The following is a 17427-nucleotide window of genomic DNA, read 5'->3' as shown; positions in this document are numbered from 1 at the left end:
CCGGGCCCGTGCAGAGGAGAAGGGGCTAGAGCACCTTGGAGAGGAAGGCGCGGGTGCGCTCGTGCTGCGGGTTGGCGAGCACCTCGGTGGGAACGCCACTCTCGACGACGACACCGCCGTCCATGAAGACGAGAGAATCGGCCACCTCGCGGGCGAAGCCCATCTCGTGGGTGACCACGATCATCGTCATACCGTCGCGAGCGAGGCCCTGCATGACGTCGAGCACCTCACCGACAAGCTCGGGGTCGAGCGCGCTCGTGGGTTCGTCGAACAGCATGAGCTTGGGCTCCATGGCTAGTGCGCGAGCGATCGCAACACGCTGCTGCTGGCCACCGGAGAGGTGCGCGGGGTAGTAATCGGCGCGTTCGGCGAGACCGACCCGGGCCAGCAGGGCGCGGGCGTTGGCCTCGACCCCGGCCTTCGACAGGCCCTTGACCCGGATGGGTGCCTCCATCACATTCTGCAGGGCGGTCATGTGCGGGAACAGGTTGAACCGCTGGAACACCATGCCGATGTCCCGGCGCTGCCGGGCCGCCTCCTTGGGACGCATCTCGTAGAGCTTGTTGTTGGTCTCGCGGTAGCCGATGAGCTCCCCGTCGACGCTGAGGCGCCCGGCCGAAACGACTTCGAGATGGTTGATGCAGCGCAGAAAGGTGGACTTGCCCGAGCCGCTGGGCCCGACCAGGCACATGACCTCGCCGCGCTTGACCTCGAGCGAGATGCTCTTGAGCACCTCATTGGAGCCGAAACTCTTCGAAACGCGGTCGGCCACCACCATGGGAATGTCAACGGTTGCACGCATCAGTGGTCTCCCTTGGGCGGGTCGGCGGCGGGCAGCACGACAGTGGGCCGGCCGCTGCCGACGACCGGGGTGACGCCGGTGATCGTTGCGGTGGTGTCATCCGTTTTCTTGTCTGGACGACGGTCGCCGATGCCGCGCGCGAACCTCTTCTCGAGGAAGTACTGGCCCACCATGAGAATGGAGGTGAAGAACAGGTACCAGATCGAAGCGACGATGAGCATCGGCACGGTGTCGAAGGTCACGGCCGCGATGTCACGGGAGCGCGTGTAGAGCTCGAGGGTGAAGGGAATGGCCGTTACGAGCGAGGTGGTCTTGAGCATCGAGATAACCTCGTTGCCGGCCGGGGGAATGATCACCCGCATCGACTGCGGCACAACCACGCGTACCATGGTCTGGAACCAGCTCATGCCGAGTGCGGTCGCCGCTTCTTCCTGGCCACTGTCGACCGAGAGCAGGCCGGCCCGCACGATTTCGGCCATGTAGGCGGCCTCGTTGAGGGCCAGTCCGATGATCGCGAGCACGAACGCGCTCAGGGCGACGCGGGTCGGGAAGGACACCCACGGTTCGGTGAACGGCAGCCCGATGTCGATGGACTGGTAGATCGTGCCGATCAGACCCCAGAACACCAGCTGAACGTAGACCGGGGTGCCGCGGAACACCCAGAGATAGACCCAGGCGATGCTGTTGACCACCGGGTTGGGTGAGAGTCGCATGATGGCGAGGGTCACTCCGAGGATGATCGCGATGATCATCGAGTACACCGTGAGCTGCAGGGTGACGAACGCCGCCTGCGATATGCGCTGGTCGAACAGGTATTTGCCGACCGCCGGCCAGTCGTAGGCCGGGCGCATCGCCGCATCGGCGATGAACAACAGGGCAATGAGCACTAACACGACCGCGAAGGTGTTGCGCCACGGGTGGCGCAGGCGAATCGCCTTGATTCCGGGCTCCGTTTTGCCGCCGGGCGCGGCCGTGTTAGCCATGATGAAAGTCGCTTACGCTCTAGCCGTTGGACGCGGCATTGATGGTGATGGTCTCGATGCCACCGTCGGTGACCCCCCAGGCATCAAGGATTTTGCCGTAGGAACCGTCATCGACCATGGACTGAAGGGCGGCCTGCACGGCCGCCGTCAGGTCGGATCCCTTGTCAACCGTGATGCCATACGGCGCCGTGTCAAAGCTTTCACCGGCGGGCTGCAGCTTGCCATCGGCTTTGCTGATGGCGTAGAGGGTGACGGGAGAGTCGGCGCTGAGGGCATCGGCCTTGCCGAGCACAACCGCGTTGGTCGCTTCGTCCTGGGAGCCATAGGGCAGCACGTCGATGGGCTCCTTGCCGGCGGCGACGCAGGCCGCGTTCTTGGCGGGCAGCTCATCGGTGTCTTCGACCGTGTTGGACTGCACGGCGACGGTCAGGCCGCAGGCGTTGTCGGGGTCGACGGTGCTGCCGACCGGTGACGCCCAAAGAATTCCAGCGTTGTAGTAGTTGACGAAGTCAACCTGCTTCTCGCGCTCGAGGTTGTCGGTGAAGGAGGATTCGCCGATGTCGACGGTGCCGCCGGTGATGCTCGGAATAATGTTGTCGAACGACGCGATCTGGTACTTGGTCGTGAGGCCGAGCTTGGCGGCGATGCCGTCAGCGAGTTCGATGCCCCAGCCGATCGGTTCTCCCGACTCATCCTTGAACTCGTTCGGCGGGTACGCTGCGTCCGTCCCGATCACGAGTACGCCCGCGCTCTTGATGTCTTCGGGGAGCAACGCGACCGCGGCGGCATCGGCTTCGATCGTGCTGGCCTCACCAGAGGGCGTCGTGGCGGCCGGGGTGGAGTTGTCGACACAGCCGGTCAGCAGCAGAACGGCTGCAGCAGCGAATGCCGGAACGATATAGCGTGCGCGCATGGCACTTCCTTCTCTGTCTAGTCGAAAATGCGTGGGTTCGCCAGTGAACCCACACGCTGGTTAGACCTGTCGAGCTTAGTGCACCCACGACCGCGAAGATTCGAGCAAGCGGATGCCGCAGGCCGGCTGGCACTGCGGCATCCGCGTGGAGCGGAGCTACTTGACGGCGGCGGCGAGCAGGGCGACGTAGTCGTCAAGGCCCCAGGACAGCGAGAGTCCGGTGGGCGGGGAGACCGAGCTGATGAACGCCGCGCCGACCGGGGACGCGACCGTGCCGGCCTGCACCTGCGGCATGGCCTGGGCGTAGCTCGCGTCGAGAAACGCGTCGGACTCCTCCTGGGTCGAGCCGAAGTTCACCAGCAGGTCACTATCGAGCTGGTCGAGCTGCTCATAGCTGAGCGTGTAATAGAAGCTCGCTTCGTCGGTCGCGAGCTCGTCGACGGCGGGAGCGCTGACGAAGCCGAGGTCAAGGGTGAAGTCGACGCGGGGGTCTTCCTTCTTGTAGACGTAGAAGGTTCCAGCACTGTCGCTCGTGAGGGCGATGGTCTTGCCCGCGAACTCGGGGTGCGCGGCGGCCTGGTCGGCGATCTCGGCGTCGATCGAGGCGAGCAGGGTATCTGCCTCATCGCTCTTGCCGAGCGCGGTTCCGGTGATCTCAATGAGATCGCGCCACGGGGTAGCCCAGGCATCGCCCGGGTAGGCGACGACCGGGGCGATTTCGCTGAGCAGGTCGTATTCCTGCTCGGTGATACCGGAGTAGGCGGCGAGAATCACGTCGGGGGCGGCTGCGGCGATGTCCTCGTAGGGCGGCTCCTGGCTGTCGGGCAGCACGAGGGGCATTTCTTCGCCTTTTAGCGCCTCAGCAATCCACGGCAGTATGCCGTCGTCGTCGCCACCGTAGCTCTGAAAAGGAATCGCTACCGGAATGACGCCGAGCGCGATCGCGTCGTCGGCGCTTCCCCAGCCCCACGCGACTACGCGGGTCGGCTGCTCGTCGATCGTCGTTTCTCCGAAGGCATGCTCGATGGTGATGGGAAAACTGCCGGATGCCGCCGCGCCGGCCGCGGGGTCGGTCGCGTCATCGTTGGCGGCCGTGCAACCGCTCAGGCCCAGGGCAAGTATGCTCGCGGCGGCAGCGAGCATGAGGGTAAGGCGTCGGGACACGAAGTTCTCCAGTTCGTTGAGCGCGGGCGACATGACAGCCCTGCGTTATAAGGGTAGCCTACCCTTATTTGTGGCGTTCTTGTGCGCTTGCGAGGGGGCATCCTCGGTGCATACCGTCGGCACCCGCCCGTGAAACCGGCCGATCGGCACCACCATCGGGGCGCCACAGACCGGGTCGGGAACGATTCGCGCCTCAAGATCGAAGGCGTGCCGCACGATCTCGGCGGTGAGCGTCTCGGCCGGCGCGCCGTTGGCGACGATGCGCCCAGCGCACATGACGACGAGGTGGTCGGCGTAGCGGGCGGCGAGGTTGAGATCGTGCAGCACCATGACGACGGTCGTGCAGCGCTCACGGTTGCGCTCGAGCAGCAGGTCGAGCACCTCGATCTGGTGGGTCACGTCGAGAAAGGTGGTCGGTTCGTCGAGCAGCAGAATCTCAGGGTCCTGGGCGAGGGCCATGGCGATCCAGACGCGCTGGCGCTGCCCGCCGGAGAGGTCCCCGAGACGGCGCGCGGCGAGCTCGTGCGTGTTGGTGGCGGCCATAGCTGCGGCGACGATCTCGTCGTCGGTGCTCGACCACTGCCGAAACCAGCCCTGGTGCGGGTAGCGGCCGCGGCCGACGAGGTCGGCGACGGTGATGCCGTCGGGGGCGACGGGCTGCTGCGGCAGCAGGCCGACGACGGTCGCCACCTTTTTGCCGGGCAGCGTCTTGATGTTGCGGCCACCGAGGGTGACCTGGCCGGCATCCGGTGTGAGAAGGCGCGCGAGGCCCTTGAGCAGGGTGGACTTGCCCGAGGCGTTGGCACCGACGATCACGGTGATCGCGCCGGGCATGATGGCGAGGTCGAGGTTCGCGATGATGGAGGTCTGGTCGTAACCGAGGCTGACACCCTCGGCGCGCAGCAGGTGGAGCATCAGGCGCCCTTTCCGGTTTTGTTGCTGGTGGCGGGCAGCTCGATTGGCCCGGGCAGCAGGTGCTGGGCAGTGAAGTCGGCCACGGTCGTGATGAGTGCGCCGACCAGCGCCGCGGGAAGCAGGGCGAGTCCTCCGGTGCCGACCACACGCCGGGCGATCGGTGCAGCGACGAACGCCACGAAGGCGAGCGGGCCGACCGCTGCCGTCGCCGTCGCCGCGAGCGCGACGGCGATCACGAGCAGCACGAGCCGGGTGTGCTCGGCGCCGACGCCGAGGCTGCGCGCAAGATCGTCGCCGAGTTGCAGGGCGCGCAGCCGGCCGCTCAGCAGCCGAATGACGGGCAGCAGCACGAGAAGAACCACGGCCACAACCGAAATGTCCTGCCAGCGGGCTCCGCTCACGCTGCCGACCAGCCAGAGCAGGGCGCCATTGGCATCGTTCAGGTCGGCGCGAGAGAGCAGGTAGCCGAGCAGGCCCTGCACCATGAAGGCGACCCCCACGCCGATCAGCACGAAGCGGTAGCCGACCACCCCGCTGCGCCAGGCCAGCAGGTAGATGACACAGGCGACGACGATGGCCCCGGCGAAGGCGGCGAGGGAGGTGGCGACGGCGCCGAAGCCGAGGATGAGGAGGCCGAAGACGGCGGCGGCGCTCGCTCCCCCGGTCACGCCGATGATGTCGGGACTGGCGAGCGGATTGCGCAGTACGGCCTGGAACAGCGCGCCGGAGATCGCAAACGCCACCCCGACGAGCACGGCGAGGGTCAGCCGGGGCAGGCGCAGGGACAGCACGATGAAGTTCTCGCTCCGGGTGCCCTGGCCGGTGAGGGTGCGCAGCAGGTCGGGCACGCTGAGCGAGTACGCCCCGACGGCGAGGCTGAAGGCGGCCAGTACCAGTAGAGCTCCGACGAGTACGAGAACGATGCCCCGGTTACGCCTGCTGCGGCTGGCGCGCGCGGCGGCCAGGGGGGCGGCATCCACGTGCCCGTCACTGGGCCTGGTCGTCACAGGCCCGCCAGTTTCACGCGGCGCACCAGGGCGATAAGCACCGGCGCACCGAGGAAGGCCACGACGAGGCCGGCTTCGATCTCGCCGGGCGGGGCGATGAGGCGGCCCAGTACGTCTGCCGCGACGAGCAGTGTCGGGCCGAACAAAGCGGAGAAAGCAATGATGAGGCGGTAGTCGGGACCGGTTATCCAGCGGGCTACGTGCGGCACGGCAAGGCCGACGAACACGATGGGGCCGGCCATTGCCGTCGCCGAGCCGCACAGCAGCACGATTGCGACAGCGCAGACGATGCGGGCGGCGACGAGGTTCTGGCCGAGACCACGGGCGAGGTCGTCGCCCAGGGCGAGAGCGTTGAGCATGCGGGCGGCGACGATAGCGAGGATCGCGCCGACCAGAATGAACGGGGCAAGGGGCAGGGCGGCGTCGAGGCCGCGGGCCACGAGCGAGCCGGCCGCCCAGAACCGGTAGCGGTCGAAAGCCTCGGTGTCGGCGAGCAGCACGATGGTGATGAGCGAGGTAAACGCCGCCGTCAGTGCGGTTCCAGCGAGCGCGAGCTTGACCGGCGTGGCGCCCTCGCGGCCGAGCGAGCCGATCAGGTAGACGATCGTGGCGGCCACGGCGGCACCCGCGAAGGCAAACCAGACATAGCCGAGCGAGGAAGAGACGCCAAACCAGGCAATGCCGGCGACGACGAACAGCGAGGCGCCCGCGTTCACACCGAGCAGGCCGGGGTCGGCGAGCGGATTGCGGGTGACACCCTGCATGAGGGCGCCGGCCAGGCCGAGGGCGAGGCCGGAGAGCAGGCCGACGACCGTGCGCGGCACCCGCAGGTCGAGAATGACGGTGTGGTCGGTCAGCGTGCGATCGGGGTTGACCAGCGCGTTGACAACGGTGCCGAGGGCGATCTCCCGGGTACCGACCAGGAGTGACGCGACAATGCTGAGTCCGAGCAGCACGAGGGCGACGGCGAACCCGATGACGACGCGGCGCGGACGCATACGCGCCGGTGCGGCCGGTTTGAGATTGGCGAACCCCGGGTGGATCAGGGTCATTGAGCTTCGGATTGGCCGCGCCGCCAGTAGCCCATGAAGGCTACTCGCGACCGGTCGATGCCGCTCTCGCCCACCAGAAAACGTCGCAGCAGTTTGATCATGCACGATTCGCCGGCGAGCCAAGCATAGAAGCCGGTTCCGGCCTCGCCGCCCGGTGATTCCCAGAGCAGGTCGCAGTCCACGTCGACTTCCGCGAGCGGCTGCGGACTGGGGGCGACGGCCGTATCGATCAGGGGGCGATTGCTGGCGACCCAGTCACGCACGGCCTGGTCCAGGCGTTCCCCGTGCGGCGCGGCGTCGCGGGCCAGCCACGTGACCTCGCAACCAGCGGGCAGAACCAGGGGTAGGGCATCCGCTTGGGTGGGAACCTCAATGAAGGCGCGCGTGCGGCGACCGGCGGGCAGGCTCTCGAGGATGCTGCAGATGGCGGGGGCGGCGGTCTCGTCGCCGGCCAGCAGCAGTTCGGTCGCCTCGGCCGGGTGCCAGTCGAGGCCGACAGCGCGGCCGGGGCTGCGCTCGTCGGGGCCGACGATGAGAACGTCACTGCCGATCCCTGCGGCCTGCAGCCAGCGCGCGGCGGGGCCGAGTGGGCCGTGGCCGGCGTGGGTGACGAAGTCGACGTCGATCTCACGCTGTTCCGGTCGCACCGCGCGAATCGTGTAGGTGCGAAATGGGTTACGCTCGGCGTCGGGCAGCGCACGCCAGCGGGCATACCAGGTGCCGTCGACGATGGAACGCTCATCGTCAGCGCCGATGTCGGCGAGACCCCGACCGGGAAGCGGCAACACAACCTTGATGCGCTGGTCGAACCCGGCCGTGCCGAAGGTGTCGAACTGTTTGCTGAAAAAGGTCATCCGGGTGAAGTGATCGCTGAGAGCGCGGATGCCCACCACCGTCGCGCGATAGGGACGGTAGGCCGGGCGGTCTGCGACCGCCGTGGCGCCGGGGCCCGTCCCGACGGGTAAGGTAAGCATTACCTTAGTATGGCATGCCTTGCCTAAATAAGCCCGACCCGGGAGGAAATTGCCAGCTGACCGTAGACTAAAATTATTGTGAAAAGTTACTGGACGCTCCTGCGCACGCCCGGCGTATCTCGCCTGATCGGCGCGCAGCTGACGGCCCGTTTTCCGTTCGGAATGCTCTCGCTCGCTTTTCTCATTCATATCGAGCAAATTTTTGATTCCTATGGCGCGGCGGGGCTGGTGCTGGGGGCCATGAGCATCGGACAAGCCATTGCCGGCCCGCTCACCAGCCGACTGATGGGCCGACTCGGCATGCGGCCAGTGATCATCGCGACCATGTTCATCTGCGCGGTTTCGATCATCATCATGGCGCTGGTTCCGCTGTCGGTCGTGAGCCTCATGCTCATCGGATTCGTCGCGGGCCTGTCCACGCCGCCGATACAACCAGCCGTGCGCACCATCTACCCCAAGATCGTCAACTCCCGCCAACTCACCCCGCTCTTCTCGCTCGACGCGTCGGCACAGGAGATCATCTGGGTGCTCGGCCCCGTGATCGCGACCTTTGTGGCGCTGCAGGTTTCGACGACTGCGGGCATCCTGCTCGCCGCGTTCTTTCTGGTCGTCGGCGGCATCTGGTTCGTCTCGCTGCCGGAGGTCGGCCGGGTACGCATCCCGCGCAGCCGGCGCAAGCTCGGCGTCGTGCTCAAGAAGCCCGAGGTTCTGCTCAGCACCATCGTCGGGTTCACGCTCGTCGCGGCCTGTGCCGCCGTCGAAGCCGGGGTGGTCGCGGTGTTCGGTCATGGCAGCGCCGACGCCGGCTGGGTACTCGGCATCTTCGCAATTGGCTCGCTCATCGGCGGCCTCGCACTCGGGCACGCCCCGATCGGCCCGTGGGCCTTGGCCGCCCGCATGCTCATCGTCACGGTCGGGCTCGCCCTCGCGAGCCTGTGGCTCACCTTCTGGTGGCTGTCGCTGGCCTTGCTCCTGGCCGGGGTCGGCATCGCTCCCGCCTTCGCCGTGTTGTTCGGCATCGTCTCGGCGAGCGTGAAGTTCAGCGAAACCGCCGAAGCCTACGGCTGGGTCGGTACCGGCCAGCTGATCGGCGCCGCCATGGGCTCCGCCATCGCTGGATTCTCGATCGACCGTTCCGGTCCGGTGTCGGCGATCTACGTCGCCGCGGGCTTCGCCGCCCTCGGCTGCATCATTCCCGCGCTCGGCCGCCGATGGCACCCCGACCTGCGCGGGCGGGACATCAGCCCCATCCCCGACACCGAACCGATCCAGGTCCAGGTCTCCTAGCTGTCGACGACTTCGACTGAGCCCTACCGAGCTAACAGCTACCAGCGCGGGTGCATCTGCTCCCGCAAAAGCCGGTCGTAGATGTCCTGCACGCCCTCGTTGAAGGCGACATCGAGCGGTTCGGCGACGCCCGCCGCGGCATTGCCCTGCGCTTGCGCTACCGAACGGGCGCCCGGAATGACGGCGCTCACGCCGTCGATCTGAGCGACCCAGGCCAGTGCTGCCTGCGCCGGGGTCAGGCCCGCCGGAACCAGGGCGGCAAATTCGGTGGCGGCCTGCAATCCCACCTCGAAGTCGACGCCGGAAAAGGTCTCGCCGACGTCGAAGTGGCTGCCGTCGCGGTTAAAGTTGCGGTGGTCGCTCTCGGCGAAGACCGTGTCAACGGTGTATTTGCCGGTCAGTAGCCCGCTCGCCAGCGGAACCCTGGCGATAATGCCAACCCCGGCGGCGCGAGCGGCCGGCAGCACCTCGTCGAGCGGCTTGAGCCGAAAGGCGTTCACAATGATCTGCACGGTGGCGACGCCCGGATGGCTGATCGCGGCGAGGGCCTGATCGCAGGTCTCCACGCTCACACCGTAGTTGGCGATGACACCCTCGTCGACGAGGGTGTCGAGCGCGTCGTAGACCTCGCCGGAGTCGAAGACCTCGCTTGGCGGACAGTGCAGCTGCACGAGATCGAGGGTGTCCATACCGAGGTTGGCCCGAGACCGGTCGGTCCACTCCCGAAAATTGGCGAGAACGAAGTTCTCGGGCAGTTGTTCGACGCGGCGGCCCATCTTGGTGGCGACGGTGATCTCGGCACCAAGCGCGTCATGGGCCAGAAAATGCCCGATCAGCCGCTCGCTGCGGCCGTCACCGTAGACATCCGCTGTGTCGAAAAAGGTGACACCGGCATCAGCGGATGCCGCGAGCACTGCGGTCGCGTCGGAGTCAGACACGGCGCCCCAGTCGCCACCGAGCTGCCAGGTACCGAGGCCGATCACGGAAACAGTGCGGCCAGTTCGTCCGAGGGTGCGTTTTTGCATATCCCCAGCTTAGGCACCGGGTGCGCTTCGCGGCCGAACCCTTATGGGATGGCGGCTGCGCTATGGGCGCCATCCTGGCGATCTCAGCTGAGCACTGCCCGATCCAGGCGAGATGCCACCTTTAGCCCCAGGACGCTCGCCACGAGGCCAAAAATGGCACCTCACCAGAACACCTGCGGCCATAGTTGGCATCTCGCGCCATCACTGATGCGCGCGAGGGCGCCGCGTTAGCGGTTCCCGATGCGCTCCGCGATCAGCGGTCCACCATCCTGCACGGGCTCCCCCGGGTCGCCAATGCGCCAAGCGCCCGCGACGGCTTCGAGCGCCCGCGCGAACCGCTCGGGCTCGTCGGCGCTCAGCGTGAACAGCGGCTGACCCTGCACGACGGTGTCACCGGGCTTGGCGTGCAAGTCGATTCCGGCGGCATGCTGCACCGGGTCCTGTTTGCGCGCCCGCCCCGCACCGAGTCGCCAGGCGCCGATGCCGAACGGCAGCGCCTGCTGTTCGACCAGCACGCCGCTGCGCTCGGCGAGCACGACGTGGGTTTCGCGCGCAACCGGCAACGCGGCATCCGGGTCGCCGCCCTGCGCCCGAATCACGGCACGCCACTTGTCCATGGCCCGGCCGTCGGTGAGCGCAGCGCCCACGTCGACGCCGGTAATACCGGCGAGCGACAGCATCTCCTCGGCCAGTGCAACGGTCAGCTCCACCACGTCGGCTGGCCCGCCGCCGGCGAGCACCTCGACCGACTCGCGCACCTCATTGGCGTTGCCGATGGCGAATCCGAGCGGCACGTTCATGTTGGTCAGCAGAGCGGATGTCGCGACCCCGGCATCCTCGCCCAGCTCGACCATCGTGCGGGCCAACTCCCGCGACCGCTCAATGTCCTTGAGGAACGCGCCGGAGCCGAACTTGACATCGAGCACGAGCGCGCTCGTGCCCTCGGCGATCTTCTTCGACATGATCGACGATGCAATCAGCGGTATCGCCTCGACCGTGCCGGTGATGTCGCGCAGGGCGTAAAGCTTGCCGTCGGCCGGGGCCAGGCCGCTTCCGGCGGCACAGACCACCCCGCCGATCTCCTGCAACTGCTTGAGCATCTCGGCGTTGCTCAGGTTGGCGCGCCAGCCCGGAATCGACTCGAGCTTGTCGAGGGTGCCGCCGGTGTGGCCGAGGCCACGACCGGAGAGCTGTGGCACGGCCGCACCGAACACAGCGACGAGGGGCATGAGCGGCAGGGTGACCTTGTCTCCGACGCCACCGGTGGAGTGCTTGTCGGTGGTCGGCTTGCCTAGCCCCGCAAAGCTCATGCGTTCGCCGCTGGCGAGCATCGCCATGGTCAGCGAGCGAATCTCGCTGCGGGTCATGCCGTTCAGAAAGATCGCCATGGTCATGGCGGCCATCTGCTCGTCGCCGACGTACCCACGCGTGTAGGCGTCGATCAGCCAGTTGATCTGCGGTCCGCTGAGCTCGCCGCGGTCACGCTTGGTGTGGATCAGGTCGACGGCGTCAAACGGTTCGATGGTGGTCACCTTCGACTCTCCCTAGCTGGTGGCGTGGTAGTCGGCGAGTTGCCGCGGCCCGAAAGCATCCGGCAGCACCTCGTCGATGGTTTTGACGCCCGACACGGTTTCGATCAGCATGCCCGGCGCGGAGTGTTCGTAGAGCAGCTGCCGGCAGCGACCGCACGGCATGAGGACGCCGCCATTCCCGTCGACACAGGTGAACGCGACGAGCTGGCCGCCACCGCTGCGATGAAGCGCGGACACCAGACCGCACTCCGCGCAGAGGGTGAGTCCATAGGAGGCGTTCTCCACGTTGCATCCGCTGATCACCCGCCCGTCATCGACAAGGGCCGCGACGCCCACCGGAAACTTCGAGTACGGCACGTAGGCGGTCTTCATGGCAGCGAGGGCCTGCGAGCGCAGTGCAGCCCAATCGACAGCGATGCTCATTTGATGTACGGCTTTCCGTCTGCGGCGGGTGCCCGCGAGCGGCCGACGAACCCGGCAACGGCGAAGATCGTCACGACGTAGGGCAGCATAAGCATGAATTCGCTTGGTACCGGCGAGCCGATGATGCCCAGCACGTTCTGAAGGTTGGTCGCGAAGCCGAACAACAGCGCCGCGAGGGTGGCCTTGATCGGATGCCACTGGCCGAAGATCACCGCGGCGAGGGCGATGAAGCCCATGCCGTTGGTCATCTCCTTGTTGAACGCGCCGACCGCGCCGAGAGTGAAGTACGCCCCGCCGAATCCGGAGATGACGCCGCCGAGGGTGACGGCAATGAATCGGGTGCGGTTGACGTTGATGCCGACCGTGTCGGCGGCTTGCGGATGCTCACCCACGGCCCGCACGCGCAGGCCCCACTTGGTGCGAAACAGGCCGAAGAACACCAGGGCGACAGCGACGTACATGACGTACACGATGATGGTCTGGCGAAACAGCACCGGTCCGATGATCGGGATTTCACTGAGCAGCGGAATGTTCAGCCGCGGAAAGACGTCCGGCGAGTTGAGGTTGGCACTCGGGGCGAGCACCTGTGAATAGAGAAAGCTCGTCAGCCCGATAACGAGCACGTTCAGCACGACACCGACGATGACCTGGTCGACGAGGTACTTGAGTGCGAAGGCAGCCAGCACCATCGACACGAGTGCACCGGCCACCATAGCCGCGAGCAGGCCGAGGTAGGGGTTGCCCGTGGCAGAGGCTACAACGGCGGAGCTGAAAGCCCCGGCGAGCAGCTGCGCCTCGATGGCTACGTTCACGACGCCGGCGCGTTCGGACAGCACGCCGCCGAGGGCGCCGAAAATGAGCGGGGCACTGAGGGTAACGGTGCCGATCAGCAGGCCGGGCACCGGAATGGTCGAGCCGGACGCCGCCCAGGCCAGAAAGCCGATCAGAAACAGCAATGCGAACATGATGGTCAACACGATCGGAATCTTGCGGTGGCGATAGACCAGCCAGGCCGACGACACCGCCATGAGCACGAGCACGATGGCGACCAGTACCCCGGTCACGAAGGTCGGCAGGGCAACCTCGGGCAGTTGGATAACGTCACGCGTCTCCGACAGGCGGAAGGTGCTGAGCTCACCGCGCTGCCCGCGTCCGAGCCCGACAAACAGGAGCAATGAGGCGATGGCAAAGCCGCTGAACGTGATCGGAATCTTCCAGCTGCGAACCTGCGCCGTCAGCTTGACGATCGGGGCCGAAGACGGCAGCGGAGCGATATCTTGCGTGATCGTACTCATTTCGCCACCACCTCGTTGATCTTGCGAATTCTGGGTTTTCTGGTGGTGCCCGGTGTCGGCAGGTGGAAGATGGCCCGCACCAGCGGTGGGGCTGCGATGAACAGCACGATGAGCGCCTGCACGACCACGACGATATCGATCGGCACCCCCTCAGCAGCCTGCATGGCGAACCCGCCGGCCTTGAAAGCACCGAAGAGAATGCCGGCGGCGAAGATACCCCACGGTCTAGAACGACCGAGCAGGGCAACGGTGATAGCGTCGAACCCGATGCCGGCGTCAATGCCGGCCCCGAACCCGGTGGTCACCGTGCCGAGCACCTGGTTGATGCCGGCGAGGCCCACAAGCGCACCCGAGATGGCCATGGCGTACAGGTACACGTTTTTCACGTTGATGCCGGCGACCCGAGCCGCGCTGGGGTTCTGCCCGACGGCGCGAAACTGAAAGCCGAGGTTGGACCGGCTGAGCAGCCACCACACGAAGATCGTGGCCGCGATGACGGTGAGAAAGCCGGCGTGCAGGTTGTAGCGCGGGCCGAACAGGTCGGGGAACACCGCGGTTGCCGCCATGGCCGGTGTCTTCGGGTTGTTGCTGCCAGGAGCTTGCAGGGCGCCAGGGGTGCGCAGCAGAAACTGAATCAGGTACAGGGCCACAAAGTTCAGCATGATCGTGACGATCACCTCGTGGGCTCCGGTGCGAGCCTTGAGCAGGCCGACGATTCCACCCCAGATCGCCCCGCCGAGCAGACCGGCCAGAATCGCGACAATCAAGTGGATGCCGGCGGGCAGCTCCACCGCAAACGCGACCCAGCCAGCGGCGCCGGCGGCGATGAGCATCTGCCCGCGGCCACCGATATTGAACATGCCGACCCGGAATGCAAGGCCCACGCCGAGACCGGCAGCGATCAGCGGCGTGGCAAAGGTGAGGGTCTCCGTCAGGGGGCGAATGGCATTGAAGAAGCTCGGAGCACGAAAGTTGTAGACGGAGCCCTGGAACAGCGCCGAGTAAGCACCAGCCACGGCCTCCCAAACGGCCCCGATCAGGTCGGTCGGCCGGGAGAAGAAGTATCCGGCGGTTTCCTGCACCCGGTCGGTGGTGAACGCGATCAGCACCGCGCCGACCACGAGGGCGAGCAGCACCGCTAACACGGAGATCATGGCGCTGCCGCCGGTGATGTCACGCAGGGCCTGGGACCACCGTTCGGAGCCGTCCTTCTTGACGGCGCCCGGAACCGGCGCCGGCGTGGTGACTGTTCGGCCGCTCACAGTGCGGCCTCCGCTACCGGAGCGTGTTCGCCGGCCATCATAAGGCCGAGTGTGGCCCGGGGGGTGCTGCCGGGAACGATACCCACGATTTCTCCTCGATACATCACCGCGATGCGGTCGGCGAGCGCGACGACCTCGTCGAGCTCAGTGGAAACGACAATGACCGGGATGCCGGAGTCCCTGGTTTCAATGATGCGGGTGTGCACGAATTCGATTGAACCCACATCGAGCCCACGGGTCGGCTGCGCCGCCACGAACAGGCGCAGGTTGCGGCTCAGTTCCCGCGCGAGCACGACCTTCTGCTGGTTGCCACCGGAAAGCCGGCCGGCTTCCATCTCGCTGCCCTGCGAGCGAATGTCGAACTCGGTGATCTTCTCCGCGGCAAATTTGGCCCGGAAAGCCAGCTGCAGGTTTCCGGCCTTCACGAACGGTGCCCCGGAGCTGCGGTCGAGCATGAGGTTCTCGGCGATGCTGAAGTCGGCGATGAGGCCGTCTTCAGTGCGGTCCTCGGGCACGAATCCGACGCCGGAATCGAGAATGTGCCGCACGCTGTACCCGCGCAGCGGTTTGCCATCGAGTTCGATCGACCCCGTGACGTGCTGCTGCAGGCCGAGCAGTGCCTCGGTGAGTTCGGTCTGGCCGTTGCCCTGCACACCGGCGATGGCCAGCACTTCACCGGCCTGCACGTCGAAGCTGACGTTGTTGACGACGATCTGGTTTCGAACGTCGATCACCGAGAGGTTCTTCACCGACAGCGCGGTTCCGCGCAATTCGGGTGCATTCTTGTGCACCGTCAGTTCGACGGCGCGGCCGACCATGAGCGAGGCAAGCTCGGCATTCGTCGCCGTCGGAGAGGCCTCACCGACCACGGTTCCCAAACGGATGACCGTGATGCGGTCCGCGACGGCGCGCACCTCCCGCAGTTTGTGGGTGATGAACACGATCGAGGTACCCGACGCAGCGAGCTGGCGCATGATGGTCATGAGCTCGTCGGTCTCCTGCGGTGTGAGCACGGCGGTGGGTTCGTCGAACACCAGCACCTTCGCATCCTGCGAGAGCGCCTTGATGATCTCCACACGCTGCTGCACACCGACCGGCAGGTCCTCGATGAGTGCGTCGGGGTCGATGTCGAAACCGAACCGGTCAGAAATCTCTCGTACCTTGGCCCGGGCCGCGCTGAGATCGAGACGACCGCCGAAGGTGGTTTGTTCGTGGCCGAGCACGACGTTCTCGGCGACGGTGAACACGGGAACGAGCATGAAGTGCTGGTGCACCATGCCGATACCCGCGTTCATGGCGTCGCCCGGCCCGGCAAATTGCTGTACCTTGTCGTCGAGCAGGATCTCGCCCTCTTCGGCGATATACAGGCCGTACAGCACATTCATCAGGGTGGACTTGCCAGCGCCATTCTCGCCCAGCAGGGCGTGAATTTCACCCGACTCTACGGTGAGGGAAATGTTGTTGTTGGCGACCAGCGCACCGAAGCGCTTCGTGATGCCGCGAAGTTCGAGCTTCATTCATCCTGAATTCTGGGGGTAGCGCCAGCGGGATCACTGCACGGGGAAATGAAATGGGGAGGCCGGCGATCCGGCCTCCCCAGGTCACTACAGCGTATTACTGCTTGGGCGAGGCGGGCGATTCGACAGTGATCGAACCGTCGATGATGCCGGCCTTGATGGCGTCGAGCTCGTCAGCCATGGTCGCGGCAACTTTGGACTCGAAGTCGTGGAACGGAGCAACGCCCACGCCATCGTTGTCCAGGGTTCCGACGAACGGGGTGGCGTCGAAGTCATCGGCGCCAGCGCCGGCCACCACCTCGGCCACGCCGACCTTCATGCCCTTGAGAATGCTGGTCAGGAACAGGTCAGCACCGTCGGGGTAGGTCTCGTAGAGGTCGGCGTCCACGCCGATCATGGCGATGTCCTTGCCCGAGCTCTTGATGGCCTCAATCGCGCTCAGGAAGATCGGGCCGCCCACGGGCAGGAGCACGTCGGCGTTCTGGTCGATCAGGCCCTGGGCCTTGGCGAGCGAGTCGACTCCGGCGGCGAAGCCACCGGTGAAGGAACCGGTCTGGGAGGCGACATCCCAGCCAACGGTCTGAACGGTGGTGCCGTTCTTCTCGTTGTAGTAGGCGACACCGTCAGCGAAGCCGTCCATGAAGATGGTGACCGGCGGGATCTGCAGTCCGCCATAGGTACCGACAACGCCGGTCTTGCTGTAGCCGGCGGCCGCGTAGCCCGCCAGGAAGGCAGCCGGGGCGGTGTCGAAAACGATGGGCTTGATGTTCGGAGCGTCGATCTCACCGTTGAAGTCCAGGTCGGCAGTGTCGTCGATGATCGCGTAGTTGACCTCGGGGTTGGCCAGGGCCGACTCCACGGTTGCGGCAGCGAGGTTGAAACCGACGGTCACGATCAGGTTGCAACCCTGATCCACGAGGTTCTGCACGTTCGACTGGTAGTCGGTTTCGGTGGCGGACTCGACCGTGATCGGCTTGACGCCGAGGGTCTCTGAAGCCTCGGTAAGTCCCTCGAAACCGAGCTGGTTGAAGGACTTGTCGTCGAATCCACCCTCGTCCGAGACCATGCAGGGCAGAAAGTCGCTCGCGGCGGCGGAGTTGGTGTCGTCGGTCGTAGCGGGCGCCTGGGCACAGGCCGCGAGCATCGCCACTGTGCCGAACATTGCAAGACCGGCAAGTACGGTCTTACGGGTCGAAATTGTCAAGAGGACCTCCAGGGTGCTGCCCAGCGAGATCGCACGGGCGTGGTGCGCTCCACGTTACCGAATGTGCGACTG

General features: G+C 66.1%; 16 protein-coding genes. 1 reads left to right on the top strand and 15 read right to left on the bottom strand.

Going from position 1 to position 17427, the window contains the following annotated elements; genetic code table 11:
• Positions 1-25: 25 nt before the first annotated feature.
• The 8 genes from E3T47_RS08940 to E3T47_RS08905 all read right to left on the bottom strand — a co-directional run bounded on the left by E3T47_RS08940 (position 26) and on the right by E3T47_RS08905 (position 7810).
• Positions 26-778, bottom strand: coding sequence for an ATP-binding cassette domain-containing protein (locus tag E3T47_RS08940; RefSeq protein ID WP_166805683.1), 753 nt, complete (start codon positions 776-778; stop codon positions 26-28).
• A 23-nt stretch (positions 779-801) separates the two neighbouring features.
• Entirely contained in the window at positions 802-1785 is a 984-nt protein-coding gene (locus tag E3T47_RS08935; protein WP_134555737.1) for an amino acid ABC transporter permease, read from the bottom strand.
• A gap of 19 nt (positions 1786-1804) precedes the next feature.
• Positions 1805-2698 (bottom strand): ABC transporter substrate-binding protein, encoded by an 894-nt coding sequence (locus E3T47_RS08930; RefSeq protein WP_134555736.1) that lies wholly within the window; start codon positions 2696-2698, stop codon positions 1805-1807.
• A 156-nt stretch (positions 2699-2854) separates the two neighbouring features.
• Entirely contained in the window at positions 2855-3895 is a 1041-nt protein-coding gene (locus E3T47_RS08925) for an iron-siderophore ABC transporter substrate-binding protein (protein WP_241982112.1), read from the bottom strand.
• Between the two features lie 12 nt (positions 3896-3907).
• Positions 3908-4777 (bottom strand): ABC transporter ATP-binding protein, encoded by an 870-nt coding sequence (locus E3T47_RS08920; RefSeq protein ID WP_134555735.1) that lies wholly within the window; start codon positions 4775-4777, stop codon positions 3908-3910.
• Positions 4777-5784: a FecCD family ABC transporter permease gene (locus E3T47_RS08915; RefSeq protein WP_134555734.1), complete on the bottom strand. Its 1008-nt coding sequence runs from the start codon at positions 5782-5784 to the stop codon at positions 4777-4779. Before E3T47_RS08915 ends, E3T47_RS08920 begins: the two co-directional genes overlap by 1 nt.
• Positions 5781-6836: a FecCD family ABC transporter permease gene (locus E3T47_RS08910; RefSeq protein ID WP_174844660.1), complete on the bottom strand. Its 1056-nt coding sequence runs from the start codon at positions 6834-6836 to the stop codon at positions 5781-5783. The genes E3T47_RS08915 and E3T47_RS08910 overlap by 4 nt, the downstream gene beginning before the upstream one ends.
• Entirely contained in the window at positions 6833-7810 is a 978-nt protein-coding gene (locus tag E3T47_RS08905) for a siderophore-interacting protein (protein WP_134555733.1), read from the bottom strand. Before E3T47_RS08905 ends, E3T47_RS08910 begins: the two co-directional genes overlap by 4 nt.
• A gap of 78 nt (positions 7811-7888) precedes the next feature.
• Between E3T47_RS08905 and E3T47_RS08900 the strand changes: the two genes are divergently transcribed.
• Positions 7889-9097, top strand: a complete 1209-nt coding sequence (locus tag E3T47_RS08900) for an MFS transporter (RefSeq protein ID WP_134555732.1) — start codon at positions 7889-7891, stop codon at positions 9095-9097.
• Positions 9098-9135: 38 nt separating this feature from the next.
• Here the strand turns inward: E3T47_RS08900 and E3T47_RS08895 are convergent, their stop codons facing one another.
• From E3T47_RS08895 to E3T47_RS08865, 7 genes are all read right to left on the bottom strand, one after another.
• A complete protein-coding gene (locus E3T47_RS08895; RefSeq protein WP_134555731.1) occupies positions 9136-10122 on the bottom strand; it encodes an aldo/keto reductase in 987 nt (328 codons plus the stop codon).
• Positions 10123-10349: 227 nt separating this feature from the next.
• Entirely contained in the window at positions 10350-11654 is a 1305-nt protein-coding gene (locus E3T47_RS08890) for a thymidine phosphorylase (protein WP_134555730.1), read from the bottom strand.
• A gap of 12 nt (positions 11655-11666) precedes the next feature.
• Complete coding sequence (locus E3T47_RS08885; RefSeq protein ID WP_134555729.1) at positions 11667-12077, bottom strand: cytidine deaminase; 411 nt, start codon at positions 12075-12077, stop codon at positions 11667-11669.
• On the bottom strand, positions 12074-13372 hold the full coding sequence (locus E3T47_RS08880; RefSeq protein ID WP_134555728.1) for an ABC transporter permease: 1299 nt from the start codon (positions 13370-13372) through the stop codon (positions 12074-12076). Before E3T47_RS08880 ends, E3T47_RS08885 begins: the two co-directional genes overlap by 4 nt.
• Positions 13369-14634, bottom strand: coding sequence for an ABC transporter permease (locus E3T47_RS08875; protein WP_241982110.1), 1266 nt, complete (start codon positions 14632-14634; stop codon positions 13369-13371). Before E3T47_RS08875 ends, E3T47_RS08880 begins: the two co-directional genes overlap by 4 nt.
• Positions 14631-16151, bottom strand: a complete 1521-nt coding sequence (locus tag E3T47_RS08870; protein ID WP_134555727.1) for an ABC transporter ATP-binding protein — start codon at positions 16149-16151, stop codon at positions 14631-14633. The genes E3T47_RS08875 and E3T47_RS08870 overlap by 4 nt, the downstream gene beginning before the upstream one ends.
• A 97-nt stretch (positions 16152-16248) precedes the next feature.
• Positions 16249-17355 carry a BMP family lipoprotein gene (locus tag E3T47_RS08865; RefSeq protein ID WP_134555726.1) on the bottom strand — a complete coding sequence of 369 codons (1107 nt, stop codon included), beginning with the start codon at positions 17353-17355 and terminating at the stop codon, positions 16249-16251.
• Between the last annotated feature and the right edge of the window lie 72 nt (positions 17356-17427).

Source organism: Cryobacterium ruanii (genome assembly GCF_004404055.1).
In the GTDB taxonomy this organism is placed as follows: Bacteria; Actinomycetota; Actinomycetes; order Actinomycetales; family Microbacteriaceae; genus Cryobacterium; species Cryobacterium ruanii.
The sequence above is the reverse complement of the archived record's forward strand: the minus strand, read 5'-3'. Positions and strand labels throughout refer to the sequence as shown.